This window comes from Lachnoclostridium sp. (assembly GCF_031997925.1).
Classification (GTDB): Bacteria; Bacillota; Clostridia; order Lachnospirales; family Lachnospiraceae; genus Lachnoclostridium.
Map to the genome: position 1 here is coordinate 73,480 of NZ_DAMADT010000007.1, position 17,471 is coordinate 90,950.

Here is a 17,471-nt window from a genome sequence, read left to right on the forward strand (position 1 = left end):
CATTAGCAAATCACATTTGTTTAGTTTAACTGAGCATATAGGAGAGGATCTACCTAAATTAATGCCTATGGAGGTAGAGAGGAAATTTAAATGGGGATAATTATTATACTTTTTACAATTTTATCGTTAATGTATGTGATAAGTAATATAAAAAGTAAAAAAACTAATAATAAAAATACTAGAAATAATAGAAAGTTATTAATTTCATTAGCGGTGTTTATTACCTGCTTACTTTGTACAATTTATTACTTTATTCCATTTAATTTTAAATTTGATAATAGTAACTTTAATGTTAGAGTTGAATTATACGGTGAGAAAGAGATTGCCTTACAAGAAAATCAAGTTGACGATTTAATAAAGATCCTAAATGAACTAAAAGTACAGAGAGGCTTTACTTTAAAACCAGACACTTTCGCCTCTAGCAGTAAAGAATGTATAGTAATAAGCTTATACAGTAAGGAAGGGGCAAATAATTATAGGGTATTTCTTTCTACAAGATATAATAAGGATTCTTACATAGAGAAGATACTAGGAAACCAATATATATAATTAACGCAAATGACATTATTACAAAAATTCAGGAATTAGATTTAACGCATTAATTGCTGTAATTTATATAGTATTACAAGTAGAAAACTACGAACTAATCTCAAAATTAATTCGTAGTTTTTTTGTGCAGTAACCTAATATTTAAAAATTTTAAAAAGATAGAATCCATGATTAAATAGCATTCATTCAGAAATTATGAATGAAGAGATATTTTTTAACTTAATCTTTAAATACACTAATAATTAGTTACTTCCTTACCTTTTGATTAACAGCACCGACAAATCATTCACATTAGTTCCAGTAGGTCCTGTCATAATCAAACCATCACATGCTTGCAGCGCATAATAAGCATTATTCTGTTCCAAGGTATGAAATATGGATATCCCTTTTGTTAAAAGTACCTTCTGTGTATTATTATCTACATAACCACCAGCGGCATCGGTGGGCCCATCCGTTCCATCGGAACCTATGGAAAATACCGCTGCATCTTTTAAATTAGCAATACCAACAGCAGATGCCAAAGCTAATTCTTGATTTCTACCTCCTAATCCATTGCCTTTTAGATGAACTACTGTTTCACCTCCAACAATAAAAGCGAGAGATTTTTCTGTCTGGTTATATTGTTGTGCAATAGAAGCGAGAAAACTACCTGCCTCACGTGCCTCACAGCTTAGACTACTAGTTAACACAATTGGTTCATAGCCTAGTTCCTCACATTTTCCTTTAGCAGCTTCACAGAGCTGTGTTACACTTCCTGTAATTTCTGTTGTAACATTATTCAGTTTATGAATAGGTTCTATACTTAATAATTCATCGATTTCCTTCGAAACCGTTATGCCATATCTTTTTAAAATCTCTCTGGCTTGTTTAGAAGTGGAATTATCCGGATAAGCTGGTCCTGATGCAATCATATCTAGTGGGTCTCCAATAATGTCCGATAATACAACAGAAAACACCCTAGCTGGTTCACATAACTTTGCGAATTTACCACCTTTAACAGCAGATAAACGTTTCCGTATGGTATTCATTTCAACTATATTAGCACCACTGGCAAGTAATTCTTTTGTTAAATTCTCTAGCATTTCATTTGGAATCAAAGGTTTTTCAAATAATGCTGATCCACCACCAGAGATAAGAAATAGCACGGTATCATTAGAAGTTAGTCCTTGTACTAGATTGATAGCCTGTTCAGTAGCACTAAATGAATTTGCATCTGGAACCGGATGTCCTGCTTCATAGATACGAACATGAGGCAAATTTCCTTTCGCATGGTCATACTTTGTAATAACTACGCCATCATCAATTCGGTCATTTAGTATATCACAAGCGGTCTTTGCCATAGACCAAGCAGCTTTACCAATAGCAATAAGCAGTAGCTTACCGCCTGAAAATTCATGTCCTTCTAAAGCTTTTTTAACTGCGCTGTCTGGAAGTGCTGCTTTAATCGCTGCATCAATAATAAGCTGTGCATCATTTCTAAGATTCAAGAAAACGGCTCCTCTCTATACCAATATTTTTTAAAAGGACGCCAAAGCGTAAGCTCTGGCGCGCTTATTTTATAAGTGTGACTTTAACGAATGAATAGGTAAACAATATATACGTTGATGATAGCTGAAATACCCATTATGAGTGTTCCTAACGTCTGAGTCTTATATCCATCTTCAACTTTCATTTCACCAAAGTTTGTAACTACCCAGAAATAACTATCATTTGCGTGTGAAACTGTCATAGCACCAGCACCAATTGCGATTACTGTTAATGCTGCAAGTGGAGATGTAGCAAGACCAATTGTTGAAAGCATTGGAGCAATAATACCTGCTGTGGTTGTTAAAGCAACTGTAGATGAACCTTGAGCAGTCTTTAATATCGCAGATAATAAGAATGGGAACAATAATCCAAGTGTAGCTAATGTATTAGAATTTGATTTAATAAAGTCTACCATCGAAGTAGAAGCAATTACATTACCTAAAACACCACCAGCTGCAGTAACGAATAAAATTGGTCCAGTTACTTTTAAGGTATCATTAGTGATCTCATAAAATTCTTTTGACTTTTTCTGACTAACCAGTAGGATTAAGCCGAATATAACACCTACTGCGATAGCAATAATAGGAGTACCAAAGAAAGTGATAACTGCCACACTTTTTCCTGCCATTGCAAGGGCAGAGGAGAGACCCATAAGTACAATTGGGATAATAATTGGGGCAAAGGATAAGAATCCGCTTGGAAGTTTTCCATAGCTAGCTACTAGTTCTTCATAAGTTTGAACTAATTCACCACCATTATTATCTGCTTCATCCATTGCTTTTACTTTCTTTCCGATATATTTTGCAAAGAAATAGCTTACAATTAGAGGTAAGATAGAACAAATAGTACCGAAGAACATTACCAACAAGAGATTTGTTTCTTGACCAATTCCTTCATATAGTGTATTGGCAGCAGCAATTGGACCTGGTGTAGGTGGGATAAAGCAATGTGATATGTAAAGTCCCATGGAAAGAGCTACTGTACAAGCGACAGATGACTTCATTGTACGCTTTACAAGCGCCTTACGAATAGGATTTAAAATTACAAAACCACTATCACAGAAAACCGGAATTGAAACAATCCACCCCATAATAAGCATTGCCAATTCAGGATTTTTCTTACCAACCAAGCGAACAACACAGTCTGCCATCTTAAGTGCTGCACCTGTCTTTTCAAGTAATGTACCAATTAATGCTCCTAAAATGATTACGATACCAATACTCTTAAAGGTATTGCTAAATCCCGTACCAATGACACCCGGAATGTCGGTAAGCGGAATTCCTGCAACAATTCCAAACAGTAGAGATATGGTCATAATCGAGATAAATGGATGAATCTTTAGCTTTGAGATTGCAATAATCATGATAATAATTGCAATAACAAAAGCAATAATTAATGGTATACCTGACATAACAAAATCCTCCTTCAATATGTTTGGATAATCCAACGTAAACCACCAAGAATTATCTTTATCTTACATGAGAAAGATAAGTTTCTCAATGTTGTAGATACCAAATATCACTATAAATCATTGTTACAGATAACATATTTAAAAGGATCTTCACTGTTTTCGTGTACATTGATGAATATTAGGTCACAAGATGTAAAATAAATAGGTATCAGATACCACCCATTTTTAATTCTAACAGTTTATAAGTTGGAGAATCTTTTTAATACATCTTAAACCCTTTCTAATACATCTTAAACTCTTACTAATACTTCCAAATTCGCTCATATTACATTGTCGTTAATTCTTATTACAATAGAGGAGAGTTAAGTCATAATATAAGAGATAAAAAGTGAATAGGAATTCTATAGAATCATAATTTACTTCCAAATTATTCTGATAAAATAATTATGACAAACATTATATAAGATAAACTCCATTGAGTAACCATAATATTAATATGTAAACTATCGAATATTTGTTTGAGAAGATTGTCTGTATTCTGTATTCTTATTACAGATTAGATAGAAGATTTCATGCAGCTGTTTATATAGTTTACTTAATGAAAAATGTCTTTTGCTTACACAGTTTTAAAACACATAAAGAAATATGTCTTTTAACATTTTAGTATCAACGAACACCTAAAAATATGATTTTTCCTAGTTGTATTATAATTCCGCAATGATTGATTTATAGTCAGCAATGAATGAAAGGCAGAGTCTTACAAAATATGGTAATCTAAACAAAGAAGAAATGGTTCTATTAATTACTACAAGAAAATTTATATAGTCAAAATAATAACCATGTAATTTTACTTAGAAAAGGAGGGGTTTACAAAAATAATATCCAAATAGTGTGTAGGTAAGTGGAAGACAAACTCAAATAATAGGAGGGTTATATTATGTTTAAATTAAAAAAAGTTTTTGCATTACTTTGTGTACTTTCATTGAGTTTTTCTGGCTTATTTGCATCAACTGCATATGCAGCAACTGACTATTGGCAGAATTGGACCGATGGTGGTGGAACAGTTAAAGCTACTAATGGTTCTGGCGGTAATTACAGTGTTAGTTGGACAAATTGTGGTAATTTTGTTGTAGGTAAAGGTTGGGGTACTGGAAATGCATCAAGAGTTGTTAATTACAATGCTGGTGTATTTTCACCATCTGGTAATAGTTATTTAACTCTCTATGGTTGGACAAGAAATTCACTCATTGAATATTATGTTGTAGATAGTTGGGGTACTTATAGACCTACTGGAACTAATAAGGGGACAGTATCTAGCGATGGTGGAACATATGATATTTACACAACTATGAGATACAATGCACCTTCCATCGATGGTACACAGACTTTCCAACAATTCTGGAGTGTTAGACAATCAAAACGAGCTACCGGAAGTAACGTATCTATTAATTTTGGCAACCACGTTAATGCTTGGAAGAGCAAAGGAATGAACTTAGGAAGTAGTTGGTCTTATCAAGCATTATGCGTAGAAGGATATCAAAGTAGTGGTAGTGCTAATGTAACGGTTTGGTAACAGTTCCGTACCTTAAAGCAAACACCGTTTGATCGTTAACAATTATAAATAGTTAAAGTTTGGTTTGCTGACTAAATTATTGAAAGTCAGCTAGATATCAAAAGGCTTACCTACATACTACTTGTATATTATTATTTAATATCAAAGTATGGGTACAAGAGAGTCCTTTAATAATTAATTTATTTATTAATTTTCTACAAACCGCATGTTTCGGAACTAAAATAGCGTTCCTAAATTCGATAAATCGTATTATTAAAAGGAGAAATTTCTATGAAAAAACTATCTTATATACTTATTATTATCCTAATAACACTTGTAAGTGCTTGCTCGAAAAATTCAATGGATGGATTAATACTAGTTAAAGGTGGAACATTTGTAAATACAAACTCAAATTACTATGATAAACAAGAAGCAATACCAGACTTTTATATAGGTAAATACGAAATAACTCAAAAAGAATGGATAGAAGTTATGGGAAGTAATCCATCAACTTTTAAAGGTGATAATTTACCTGTGGAAACGGTAAGTTGGTATGACTGTATCGAATATTGTAACAAGAGAAGCTTAAAGGAAGGATTAGAACAATATTACAGTATAGATAAGAACAAGATAGACCCCGATAATATGAGCGAATACGATAGCGTCAAATGGATTGTAACTATCAATGAAGGAACCAATGGATACCGTTTACCTACTGAAACAGAATGGGAGTATGCTGCAAGTGGCGGTAATAAAAGTAAGAATTACAAATACAGCGGAAATAACGAAGTAGATAAAGTAGGTTGGTTCTGGAGAAATGCCGGAAATTCATATTTAACTGGCGATTGGACTTGGGCTATTGTAGAATACAATAAAAATTCTACGAAAACAATTGGAGAGAAGAACGCCAACGAGTTAGGAATATATGATATGTCAGGCAATGTAAGAGAATGGTGCTTTGATTGGTACGAAGATTCGGAGCAAAGCAGTGGATTTTACCGTGTATGGAAGGGTGGCGGTTGGATGGGAGATTCCAAATGTTGTGAGATCTCTTATCGAGGCAAGTTCGAAGCCAATGGTTTTGGAGGAGATCACGGATTTAGAGTGTGTAGAAATAAATAATTCCTATAAACCAGGGCCATGCCAGCGTAAGCGAAAAATTCACAATTATTGCTATATAGGTAAACAAAAAACATAAACAGATACCCGTAGAATGAGGTATCTGTTTTAATTTATAAATTTACTTTATAACGAAGTATATTATCGATTTCTTCATGTTGAGAGTTCTTTTTATGTAAGTTTTTAAATTGATAATATGGATCAGTAAAGTATATTTCCCATTTTTTAACTTCACTAATAACCACTTAATTTCTTCTGTTCCGTTCCAACCAAATATCGAGCGCTTTATTTAATTTAAGCATAACAATGATAAACAGAACAAAGCTAAATATTCCTGCCAAAAATAAACATAAATTTATTAAAGATAATACTGAATAGGCCATGCCTTCATACCTCCTTACATATAATGTAATTATTATAACATGGTAGGACAGTAAATACTAATGATAGCCTAGCCTTTATTGTAATATCCGTTAACGTGTATAAGGTATCATCTTTTGTTACATTATAATCTACTTAATCAATTTAGTATACAAATGTATAAATAATGTATTCGATACTTATTAGTGGGATTTAAATAGATTCCTTAAATACACTTAAAAGAGTCGGATAGAAATCATCAAATGTTTTATAATTTATTCTATTTTTATCATAGAATTTATAAAATTCAAGTATTTCAGGTATATATTTATATCCGCAAAATAAATCATCCTTAAAATATTTATCAGCCCATTCCTTACGGTCGCATTTTGATAGAATTTATATCGCCACAAAGCCGAACTTAATAAGAGGTTGTTATTGTAAAATGCATATAGTAAAATAATGTTATATATTATTTTTTGGAGGTAAGATGAAGGAAGATAAAAAGATGCTTCATATTCTAAATAATTTATATAATATAAATTTTTCATCTATGGAATTACTACGTGAAGGTGGTTGTATTTCTTATCGTTTAAGCAGTGATAATGCGAACTATTTTATGAAGGTTATTCCTTCCACCTTTATGGATACAGCAAAGCAATCACTTAGTGTTATATCTTTTCTCACGAAAAATGGCTTCCCATCACCTCGTATTATTAATACTAAGGAAGGGCTTCCATATGTAGAAATAGACGAATTTGATAAGAAAACCCTTATCGTATTATTTGAATTTATCGAAGTAGGGAGCCTAATGAAGGTGAGGATATTGAAAAAATAGGAGAGCTTGTTGCTCAGCTACATAACACTATGCAGAAATATCAAGAGCACTTGCCTGAACACGGTAAAGAATTTTTTATTGACCGCTATCTTAGAATTTTAGAACAAAAAAACTATGATCAATCCAAAATCAATATGTTTCGTGAATATGGAAATGTACTTTGGGAAAATGTAAAGAATCTTCCACGCGGTTACAGTCATGGAGATTTGCATCGTGGTAATTTACTAAGGACCACTACTGGTAAATACTATATATTAGATTTTGATACTTCATCCTATGCATTCCCACTGTATGACATAATGATTATGTGTAACTCAACGGATTATTTTAATTTAAATGAAAATGGATATGAGAATTCCAAAAATACATATGAGTCTTTTCTGAAGGGTTATAAGAAATATCGTTCACTTAGTGAGGAAGAACTTAATTCTTTTTATGATCTAATAGCAGTTTATCATTACCAGCTTCAAGCAACAATTGTTGAAATCTATGGACTTAATTGCATTGATGTAGAATTCCTAGATAATCAACTTAATTGGTTAATGAAATGGCGTGAACAATGTAGCGAAGGCTTGATTACATAAAGAAGAATACACAATAAGGAGGTTTGGATGTTTATGTAACTAAAATTAGAATTAAATTTTAAAATAGGCTTTCTATTAGAAAAATTTAATAGAAAGCCAAAAGAATTACCCATTGTTTAATTCACTATGTAGTTTTTTACATTATATCATGTCATATAATTTATGATTGTAATAATTGCGATTTTAAATCATTATATATCCTACATACTATCAGAAATATCCCGATAAATTGCTATGTAAAAGAGGGAAGAGTGACGAATCGACCTAGGGTCATAGCCTGTTCGTTCTGAAATTCGTTTTAACTTGTTTTGCAAGGTGTTTTTATGAATAAACAGATGATTGTTATCATCAAGCCTTATTTTATGTTCTAGGACTAAATTATAATACCAGGGAACATGTGAATGATATGTATGTTTTTCAAACTATGTGTATTAAAATAGCAGATATTTCTGAGGGCAAACTGGTGATTCAATGAAGATCACAAGAATTTAGAAGTGTAGAGAATAATTTTCAAATTAGACTAATCATAAATAATTTAATATATAAAAGCATATTAAGTGATAGTTTCATATTCGAATAATTTAAAACTGTAAGAATAGTTCGCATAATATGGAATATTATGCTATATTATCATTAAACAAGTAAATTAGAATATTGATATAGTTATGATAGAGGTAAGATAATTTTAGTAAAACACAATTCTTAAATATTAAGATTAATAACAGGCTAGAAAGTTAAAAATAAAATGATTTAGCTTCGGATGTCCATTTCAGAAGAGATGGACATCCGAAACTTTAGGTGTATTTATCAACTAGAAGTTTTAGAATTTATCATTAGCATACAGAAGAAAAGGAGGGTGAGTAATGTTAATTAAAGAGTATATGATTGAGGATATATTTAGAATTTTAGAAAAAACAGCTAACTCATTAATGAAGAATCTAGAAGTCGAAGAAAAGGATATTGATTAGAAGAAATTGAACTAAAAATGAGTTTATTAGGGAGTAAATTTAATGAGTTAAGAAGATCTATGGAACATATAAATACTGATAGGATAAGTATCTTTAGTAGACATTTATCATGTATTATGAAGAGATCCATGTACATATGGCGAAAGTAATCTTAATGATATAATAAAGATTGATTTACCCACAATAAAACAATTATATTATAACGACTTAAAGGCATCTCCACATTTAGATGGTGAGTTACGAAAAGAATCTTAATGTCTTATATGTAATTGCGAGTATGACTCAGCAATAAGAAAATCATTTATTATTTTAAAGTAAAGAGCTGTGAAAATTTTCATTACCAAATAATTTGGATGGAGACGCATTAGTCAAAAAACTGTTTTTACCAAAATGTGGATTTCTCATAATTGATGATGATGAAAAGAAAAGACTGCAGTTTATGAATTATTGTACCTGTTTATGCGGTTACTTCAGAAACTCGTTTGCACATAATCTAGTTAATAATCCTGAATTTGTTGTTGAGGTGGTATTTTCAACTATTAATATGCTACTTAAAGTTCTCGATGACAGAACAAAATACCGTATATAACACAATTTTAACAGCCTAGCAATATGTTCATGGATAGCACCTAATGTAGTTAATTCTTATTCATAAAAGTATTACCTAGCAAGGAATCATGAGCTCAGCAAAAGTGTTATACATTTATGAAAAGAATATAAAATTTTATTATTGAGTAACGGATGAATATTTATATTATGCTTTAAGAAAAGTCGAGATTGAATATCTATACAAAGTAATTAGAATTTTATTCATGCATCAATAGTTGGATTGAACGATGTAAAGGAGGAACTTCTTCTCCAACTAAGATGAAGATTTTTATAAGAAATAGCATAGCTTTTTGCTATGACTTTATTATTACCAGTGAGGTGAGATGATGCTGATTTACTTAAACTTAATAGAAACTGAAGAAGATAAATGCAAATTTGAACGCATTTATCTTTCTTATAAGCAAACGATGTTTTATGCTGCAAACCGTATTTTGAAAGATCACCACTCATCAGAAGATGCTGTTCACCAAGCTTTTCTGCGCATTGTTGACCATTTGGATAAAATAAATGAAAAAGACTGTCACAAATCAAGGGCTTTCCTCGTTGTTATAACAGAACACATTGCAATAGACATTTATCGTAAACAAAAACGAGAAAATACGCTTTCATTTGATGAACTAGAAATATATATATCAAATAATACCACACCAGAAGATAAAGTAATTGATGAAGTTTCTGCTGCTATTGCAAGTCTACCAGTAAATTATTCAACTATTCTTCGCTTAAAGTTCTCACAAGGATATAATGATTCTGAAATTGCTCAAATCCTTGATATTACAGAAGATAATGTCCGTCAGCGTATTTCTCGTGCAAAGAAAAAGTTAAGTCAGTTATTACAGAAAGATGGTGAGCCAAAATGGACAAAATGATTCACGATGAATTTCTCTACGCCAATGTGCCACAGGAAGAAAAGAAAATGTTAGAGAAGATTCCACCAGAAAATGAATTATCACATAAGTTTTCAAGAGGTTTCAATAGAAAGATGAAAGCACTGCTTAAATACGAACGAAGAACACCAAGTATGAGGCGATTTGTTCATCGGATGAAAATAGCTGCTACTATATTCCTTGTTATGTTGTCTTTAACCTTTGGAACAATTATGAGTGTGGAAGCCTATCGTATCCGCTTCTTTGAGTTCATAACACAAGTTTGTGAAGAACTGACTTCCATCGTTATACACAGCGATGAAAATGCTGGTCACGATACTTTGGCTTTAGTTTTTCCTACGTATGTTCCAGATGGATATAGTATTCTTAAACAAACAAGTAGCGAATATAAAAACTCTATTATATATTGCAATGAGAGTGGAGCAGAAATCTATTACTTACAAAAGCTCTCCAGCCAAAGTGAGTTCATCTTTGATTCGGAAACTGTAGAACCCAAAGAGATCGCCATTAGTACTCATAAGGGATATATATTTATTAATAAAGGTGTTACTCAGATTTACTGGTACGATAATTTTAATGTTTACTCGTTAATTGGTTCTCTCGATGAAAGTGAAATCATTAAGATGGCAGAAAGCATCCAAAAATAATTTTAAATATTTTTTACAAGTGTCACAAATCCCCTCTTTCTTTCGTTAGTATTGTAACAAACTAAGAGAGGGGGATTTTTATGAAAAAACGTATTGTATCTTTGACACTTTGCAGCTTGATGTTGTGTTCCGGTAGTGTGCAAGTTTTTGCTACTGAACCTAATGTATTGGCTCCGTCTGCGGCGTATTTTACCATTTCACCGTATATGGATTATATCATACAGGCCAATGGCACTTTGTACATCAATTCCAAAGGTGTTGCCACTGTGGATTGTGACGTCTATGGATACCAGGGAACAACAACTCGTGTGGAGATCAGTGCCAACCTGCAACAATATAAGAGTGGTAGCTGGGTCACAATTAAAACTTTCACTTCCAATAGTGAATCGCACCGGACAAGCCTAAGCGAGACTTACAGTGTAAGTAAAGGCTACTCTTATCGAGTACAGGCAAACATTAAGGCTTATAGCGGTTCATCTGTTGAAGCTCAATCTGTTACAAGCAGTGAAGCAAGTTACTAACAAATCTCAAAACGAAAGAGAGGATATATCATGTTTAAAAAATTATTGTCATTAGCATTGGTGGCCGTTATAGTTATAGGGATGAGAACAACTGTATTTGCAGCAGTGAGTGAACCTGAAGAACGCTACAAGCCAATTACTGAAATTTCCAACGAAGAACTCTCCACTTTTGCTTTAAATTTTGCGAAAGATTTTGATGAAGAGTTATCACTTTCTATTGGCGACATCTTACCAATGTATAATGGTGACGATGTGTTGGTTGGATTCTCACTTTCCTATAAGTTGGATGAAATTCCTTATGGGTATATTAATCTCGATTTCACATACCAGAACCCTGTCACTGAATTTTCTATTTTTGAGGAAGCGGAGAGTTTGTACGATAGTCTACTGCCCAAGGCCATGACATTTACTAACTCCAACACATTTGATGATAGAATCTACAGTATTAGTTCTAACCAATACGCAATTAGTTCTGCTACAGACAAAACAACAACTTTTTATTTTTCAAATGGGGAGCAATTAACTTCAGAAAATGGGCAATTACCATATACAATAAAAAGTAAAAGTAGAAGTGGGGAAACAGAAGCAAAATATGATTCTCACTCACAACTATTTTCATCAAGTTATGCATCGGGATCAACTGTAGTGACAACCCCGACTTATACCTCCAAGTATGACAAAAGCAAATCGCTCATATCTGAAAGTGATATTGAAAGTGCAACAAATAAATATGCATGTGCAGTTGCAGCGTTAACCGCTATCGCTAACCAAGAAGGAATTTGGAAAAATTCAAGTTTAGCTGATACATTTAATCAGTTGTGGGATGATACTGGTACTACTGTGTCCTCAACATCAGGCTCAATCAGTTATGGTTCGACATATGATTCAAAACTTAGTACTGGCATGACCACATATGCTAAAGCTAGAGGAAAAAGTAACACAACAACTAGCACTTCAACTAACCCATCCTTTTCATTTTTTACTGGAATTATAACGTCAAATGTTTCTGGGACATTATCCTACCGAATTAACTTAACAAATGGAACAGAATCTGGTCATACTGTCAATGTTGTTGGCTATTGTGTTGCAAAACTAAACAACGTATCTTCCAATTATCTAATTGTTGCTGATGGGTGGTATAAGACTGCGCCTAAATACATCAATCATTCAAATACAGACTTTGTAGATACTTATGGTGTGAAATATACTATTAAATAACTAATGGGAGAGTGCTTATGAAATGGAAAAAAAGCATCATCATTGTTATATTGATTATTCTTTTGGGAGGGATAATTGTTTTGATATCAATAAATAAGCTTAGTTTGTCAAAAAACAAAACAGGTGATATGTCCGCTACCATATATGGTTCAACCGGTCTTGATGAGCAGTATTGGACAGCTTATAAAAACTGTTTAAATTACATGGATGAATCTGGCGTGGATCAAACCAATATTGTGCTAAATCGAGTTGCATTTAACATATTAAGCGATGATGAAATAGCCACTATTGAAACCACAAACAATAATAAAAATGAGAATATAAGTGCTGGTACATCTTATTGGAGTTTTATGATTGGTGAATCATCTGGCGATTATATTACAATAATATGTAATAGCGACACATCTGACGTTATAGGATATATTCCTGCTAAATCTAAATTTAAACTTATACAAGATCCTTAATAACCTCTATTGTTCCAGTAAAATGTGCTGGAAGATGACATCTCACACAATTCACATTATACCAGGAGGAAAGTAATGAAAAAAGTTTTTAGTATAATATTCGCAATCACTATAATGCTGAGTTTGGGAACAAATGTATTTGCTGCTGAAACTGGCAATACTGTAAAAATTGGAAATTACGATTCATTGACAGGACTTATTTGGGAGGAAGGTACAGAAAACCCCTTGGCAGATTTTGGTCCAGATATTATAGAATGGCTTTCGTGGTATAATTCACTTGCTGAGGAAGAACAGCTTGCAGTAAACTACTGGCCTGCTGAATTGGGAAGTCGGATGCTTACTGAACAGACATCTGTAATATCTGCCACTGAAGCAAATTCGTTTGAAAATAAGATAACATCGTTTAGTGCAGCAGAAAAAATGCCAACTGGCGGATATGAGTTGTCCTATAATCAAACATATTGGGATGAAAAGGTAAACTATGCTAATTGCTATGCATATTCAATGAATGTAATTTCTACAACTGAATATCACAAATTACAACCTGGAGAAGTTTCAGGGAATACGTACAAGTTAACCTGTACAAGCATATTTGACTGTGCTAAAGCTGATGGACCCAAATTAGGCAATGGAAGAACAATACGAAAATCTTCATACTCCGAAGTTCCTGGAGTAAATGAGTACAAAGTAGCTTTAGTCATTGCTCCTAATGTTGACTATCACTGGTACAGGCAGGATTCTGATGGGGGGTGGAGTCATAAACGTGGTCTAACAAAAATAGGTTATAAAGATGCGAGTGACAAATATATCTATGATCCACAAACCTGTGACCGCAATTATTCAGGTGCTAATTATTCCACATGGTGTGGCTACTATATTGTTACATACTAAACGCTCAATTCTTTATGCACAAGGAGAAATCATGTGAAGAAAACTGTGATGATTTCAATTGTTTGTATTCTACTTATGGGAGGGACGATAATCTTTATCTTTATGAGTGCAAAAAATTCTGAAAAATTAAGTTCTGAAGTGCAGGGGTGGCTATCTTGGTATAACAGTCTTTCCGATGAAGATCAGGAAAACATTCGCTATATTCCTTCGGAATTGCAAAACAAACTAAATATAAAAGATGAAACAAAAGAATTTATATCAATAAAAAAATTAAGTGAAGAAACAAGAGAATGGCTAAAATGGTATGGTAAATTATCACACGAGGAACAAACAGCCATCAATTATGTTCCCTCTGAATTGCAGGAGCTAATAAAACCTCCAGTGATGTATGATGCTCCATTTAACACAGAGTAATATAAAATTGTTCAGCCAGCAATATTTAGTATACCCAATAGGCACCACTAAAGTTAAAAATTGATACACCAAAAGTATGGGCAAACCCTGCTATTAAGCTGAGTTTGCCCACTTTCTATTTCGTAAGCGCCTAATAATCCGACGTGATCAAGTTTTTTTGCCCCAACTTCATATAATCGGATGAAAGTTGGAGCATCTTACTCTAAGTTTAATTACTACATTTGTCGATAACTAATTGATTCCATGGAGCTAGTAATTCAAATTCTCCATCTGTCATCTTCTTAGATGGACGTGCTTCCAGAAGGTATTCTAAATACTAAAATACTAAAACAAAGCTGAAATCCGAAATTCATATGAACTAAAAGGTTGTTATAAATAAATGTATATAGTAAAATAATGTCATATATTATCTTATTTTTTGGAGGCAAGATGGTGGAAGAGAAAAAGATGCTTAATATTCTAAATAATTTATATAATATCAACTTTAAATCTATTTAATTACTACGTAAAGGCGGTTGTATTTCTTATCGTCTAAGTAGCGATAATGCGAATTATTTTATGAAGGTTATTCCTTCTGCCTTTATGGATACAGCAAAGCAATCACTTAGTATTATATCTTTTCTCATGCAAAATGACTTTCCATCACCAAGTATTATTAATACTAAGGAAGGGCTTCCATATGTAGATATAGATGAATTTGATAAGAAAACTATTATTGTATTATTTGAATTTATCGAAGGTAGCGAACCTAAAGGTGAAGATATTGAAACAATAGGAGAGCTTGTTGCTCAGTTACATAACATTATGCAAAAATATCAAGAACCGTTGCCTGAACACGGTAAAGAATTTTTATTGACCGCTATCTTAAGATTTTAGAGCAAAAAAACTATGATCAATCCAAAATCAATATGTTTCGTGAATATGGAAATGTCATTTGGGAAAATGTAAAAAAACTTCCGCGCGGTTACAGTCATGGAGATTTGCATCGAGGTAATTTATTAAGGACAACTGCTGGTAAATACTATATATTAGATTTTGATACTTCATCCTATCCAATCCCAATGTATGACATAATGATTATGTGCAACTCAACGGATTATTTTAATTTTAATGAAAAAGGATATGAAAATTCCAAAAATACATATGAGTCTTTTCTGAAAGGCTATACGAAATATCGTTCACTAAGTAAGGAGGAACTTGATTCTTTTTATGATTTAATAGCAGTTTCCAGCTTCAAGCGACTATTATTGAAATTTATGGACCTTAATTGTGTTGACAAAGAATTTCTTGATAATCAACTTAATTGGTTAATAAAATGGCGTGAACAATGTAGCAAAGGTCAGATTATATAAAGAAGAATAACTCTATATTGAGGTTTGGACGTTTATGAAACTAAAATTAGAATTTAAATTAAAAATAGGCTTTCTATGTCTCTGTAATTAATAGAAAGCCTTAAGAATTATCCATTGTTAAAATCACTATGCATTTAAAATCCTATCGCTTAATTATATTGTCATTATTGCGAACTTAAATCACTATATATCCTACATACTATCAGAAATATCCCGATAAAAATATATCGCTATGTAAAAAAGGGAAGAGTGACGAATCGACCTAGGGTCATAACCTGTTCGTTCTGCAATTCGTTTTAACTTGTTTTGCAAGGTGTTTTTATGAATAAACAAATGTTCCGATACCTTTTGAATGGAACCTTCTAAATCATAAAACGTTTCTAGTAATACCATAGAATTGCGTATTTCTTCATTGCTAAATCCCTTAAAGATACGATGAACAAATTCTTGTTTCGATAACTCACTTATTTCATCTGTAAAAACCTCCATATTTAAATCATCATAAAGCCGAATATCCCGCTTATGAGAGCGCATACATGCCTTATTCGCTTTTTGTGCATGAATCAGTGCGGTCTGTGCAAAGGCAAAATTTTCAACACTACTATCAATTCCAATTACTAACCTTACTGAAAATTTTTCTTCCACCTGTCTTTTTAATTCTTTAGCTAAGGATACTACACTACCATCGGTAGTAGAGGTAACTGCACAAACAAGTGTAGAACCTGACTTATAATAAAGATTTAATGGATCTTTTCTTGCAACTCGTTTCTTTAAATATTTTTCAGCCTCTTCAATTACTTGCATGGACTGCAAATTTTCTCCTTGATCAGAGTAATAGAAGCTACATACTAAGATACGGCGTGGTATTGTAATATCAAATCCAAGAACTTTACCACGTTTCACAAAGTCGGTAGTAATATTTTTCGCTTCACCATTTAACCACTCTGAAAGATAACGATTACAGACATTTTCCTTTAATTGCTTTTGTTCCACGGAATAGGTATTCTCAAGTATTAGTTCGGTCATACGTTTTATAATTAATGCACTACTTGCAATTTCTTCGTATTTTCCAGTGATTCCAAGAACTCCAATAATATAGCCTTGTAATTTGAGCGGATAATTGATGCCTTGGAGTGCACCATTAAATTCGCCATCATAATGTACCCTGATTTCATCGGATTGATTTTCAATAATATGCATAGCACCCTCATGAAAACAGCCAATTCGCGGCTGATCCGTACTTGCCATGATAATACCTTTTTCATTCATAATATTAATCTTTAATGGAATGACGGAATTAACTTCCTTAACAATATTCGAGGCAATTTGTACGGATAGAATCATGGGAAACCCTCCTTTATAGTTCGTTCTAATAAAAGAATCAGTGGTTTATTCTAATAAAAGAATCATATGGTTTATTCTAATAAAACAATCATATGGTTTATTCTAATAAAAGAATCATGTGGTTTATTTTCATAAAAAAATCAAATTTGTTTTGTTTATATTAAATTATATAACCTTATATTAAAACATGCAATTGCTATGCTAACTGGAATCGAA

The 17,471-nt window shown here is 32.5% G+C and carries 18 protein-coding genes and 1 pseudogene; 15 read left to right on the plus strand and 4 right to left on the minus strand.

Annotated features, from left to right (window positions below; all coding sequences use genetic code 11):
• Nucleotides 1-90: 90 nt before the first annotated feature.
• A complete protein-coding gene (locus RTP52_RS06990; RefSeq protein WP_312370105.1) occupies nt 91-549 on the plus strand; it encodes a hypothetical protein in 459 nt (152 codons plus the stop codon).
• Between the two features lie 254 nt (nt 550-803).
• Here the strand turns inward: RTP52_RS06990 and RTP52_RS06995 are convergent, their stop codons facing one another.
• Together RTP52_RS06995 and RTP52_RS07000 are read right to left on the minus strand one after the other, a co-directional pair.
• Nucleotides 804-2,036 carry a glycerate kinase type-2 family protein gene (locus RTP52_RS06995; protein WP_312370107.1) on the minus strand — a complete coding sequence of 411 codons (1,233 nt, stop codon included), beginning with the start codon at nt 2,034-2,036 and terminating at the stop codon, nt 804-806.
• Between the two features lie 83 nt (nt 2,037-2,119).
• Complete coding sequence (locus tag RTP52_RS07000; RefSeq protein WP_312370108.1) at nt 2,120-3,487, minus strand: GntP family permease; 1,368 nt, start codon at nt 3,485-3,487, stop codon at nt 2,120-2,122.
• Between the two features lie 937 nt (nt 3,488-4,424).
• Here RTP52_RS07000 and RTP52_RS07005 point away from each other — a divergent pair.
• The 4 genes from RTP52_RS07005 (at nt 4,425) to RTP52_RS07020 (ending at nt 7,940) form a co-directional block, all read left to right on the plus strand.
• Nucleotides 4,425-5,060 (plus strand): glycoside hydrolase family 11 protein, encoded by a 636-nt coding sequence (locus tag RTP52_RS07005; protein ID WP_312105669.1) that lies wholly within the window; start codon nt 4,425-4,427, stop codon nt 5,058-5,060.
• A gap of 270 nt (nt 5,061-5,330) precedes the next feature.
• Nucleotides 5,331-6,161 (plus strand): formylglycine-generating enzyme family protein, encoded by an 831-nt coding sequence (locus tag RTP52_RS07010; protein WP_312370110.1) that lies wholly within the window; start codon nt 5,331-5,333, stop codon nt 6,159-6,161.
• An 847-nt stretch (nt 6,162-7,008) separates the two neighbouring features.
• On the plus strand, nt 7,009-7,356 hold the full coding sequence (locus RTP52_RS07015) for a hypothetical protein (RefSeq protein WP_312370112.1): 348 nt from the start codon (nt 7,009-7,011) through the stop codon (nt 7,354-7,356).
• Between the two features lie 29 nt (nt 7,357-7,385).
• On the plus strand, nt 7,386-7,940 hold the full coding sequence (locus RTP52_RS07020) for a phosphotransferase (protein ID WP_442913526.1): 555 nt from the start codon (nt 7,386-7,388) through the stop codon (nt 7,938-7,940).
• A 200-nt stretch (nt 7,941-8,140) separates the two neighbouring features.
• On the opposite strand, the gene RTP52_RS20515 is transcribed toward RTP52_RS07020, so the two are convergent.
• Nucleotides 8,141-8,299 carry a helix-turn-helix domain-containing protein gene (locus tag RTP52_RS20515; RefSeq protein WP_369124602.1) on the minus strand — a complete coding sequence of 53 codons (159 nt, stop codon included), beginning with the start codon at nt 8,297-8,299 and terminating at the stop codon, nt 8,141-8,143.
• Between RTP52_RS20515 and RTP52_RS20520 the strand changes: the two are divergent.
• The 10 genes and pseudogenes from RTP52_RS20520 to RTP52_RS07065 form a co-directional block, all read left to right on the plus strand.
• Nucleotides 8,287-8,415, plus strand: a pseudogene (locus RTP52_RS20520) (DUF6075 family protein); the annotation flags it as partial. The gene RTP52_RS20515 and the pseudogene RTP52_RS20520 sit on opposite strands and share 13 nt — an antisense overlap.
• 1,425 nt (nt 8,416-9,840) lie before the next feature.
• Nucleotides 9,841-10,386, plus strand: coding sequence for an RNA polymerase sigma factor (locus RTP52_RS07025; RefSeq protein ID WP_312370114.1), 546 nt, complete (start codon nt 9,841-9,843; stop codon nt 10,384-10,386).
• Nucleotides 10,374-11,051, plus strand: coding sequence for a DUF4367 domain-containing protein (locus RTP52_RS07030; protein ID WP_312370116.1), 678 nt, complete (start codon nt 10,374-10,376; stop codon nt 11,049-11,051). Before RTP52_RS07025 ends, RTP52_RS07030 begins: the two co-directional genes overlap by 13 nt.
• 80 nt (nt 11,052-11,131) lie before the next feature.
• Nucleotides 11,132-11,572: a hypothetical protein gene (locus RTP52_RS07035; RefSeq protein ID WP_312370118.1), complete on the plus strand. Its 441-nt coding sequence runs from the start codon at nt 11,132-11,134 to the stop codon at nt 11,570-11,572.
• 30 nt (nt 11,573-11,602) lie between these two features.
• Complete coding sequence (locus tag RTP52_RS07040; RefSeq protein WP_312370120.1) at nt 11,603-12,790, plus strand: hypothetical protein; 1,188 nt, start codon at nt 11,603-11,605, stop codon at nt 12,788-12,790.
• A 17-nt stretch (nt 12,791-12,807) separates the two neighbouring features.
• Nucleotides 12,808-13,254: a hypothetical protein gene (locus tag RTP52_RS07045; protein WP_312106048.1), complete on the plus strand. Its 447-nt coding sequence runs from the start codon at nt 12,808-12,810 to the stop codon at nt 13,252-13,254.
• Nucleotides 13,255-13,329: 75 nt separating this feature from the next.
• Nucleotides 13,330-14,145 carry a hypothetical protein gene (locus RTP52_RS07050; protein WP_312370122.1) on the plus strand — a complete coding sequence of 272 codons (816 nt, stop codon included), beginning with the start codon at nt 13,330-13,332 and terminating at the stop codon, nt 14,143-14,145.
• 33 nt (nt 14,146-14,178) lie between these two features.
• Complete coding sequence (locus tag RTP52_RS07055) at nt 14,179-14,559, plus strand: hypothetical protein (protein WP_312106052.1); 381 nt, start codon at nt 14,179-14,181, stop codon at nt 14,557-14,559.
• A gap of 558 nt (nt 14,560-15,117) precedes the next feature.
• On the plus strand, nt 15,118-15,435 hold the full coding sequence (locus RTP52_RS07060) for a hypothetical protein (RefSeq protein ID WP_312370123.1): 318 nt from the start codon (nt 15,118-15,120) through the stop codon (nt 15,433-15,435).
• Nucleotides 15,436-15,467: 32 nt separating this feature from the next.
• Complete coding sequence (locus RTP52_RS07065; RefSeq protein ID WP_312370125.1) at nt 15,468-15,911, plus strand: phosphotransferase; 444 nt, start codon at nt 15,468-15,470, stop codon at nt 15,909-15,911.
• Between the two features lie 192 nt (nt 15,912-16,103).
• Here RTP52_RS07065 and RTP52_RS07070 read toward each other — a convergent pair whose 3' ends face one another.
• Entirely contained in the window at nt 16,104-17,255 is a 1,152-nt protein-coding gene (locus RTP52_RS07070; protein ID WP_312370127.1) for a CdaR family transcriptional regulator, read from the minus strand.
• Between the last annotated feature and the right edge of the window lie 216 nt (nt 17,256-17,471).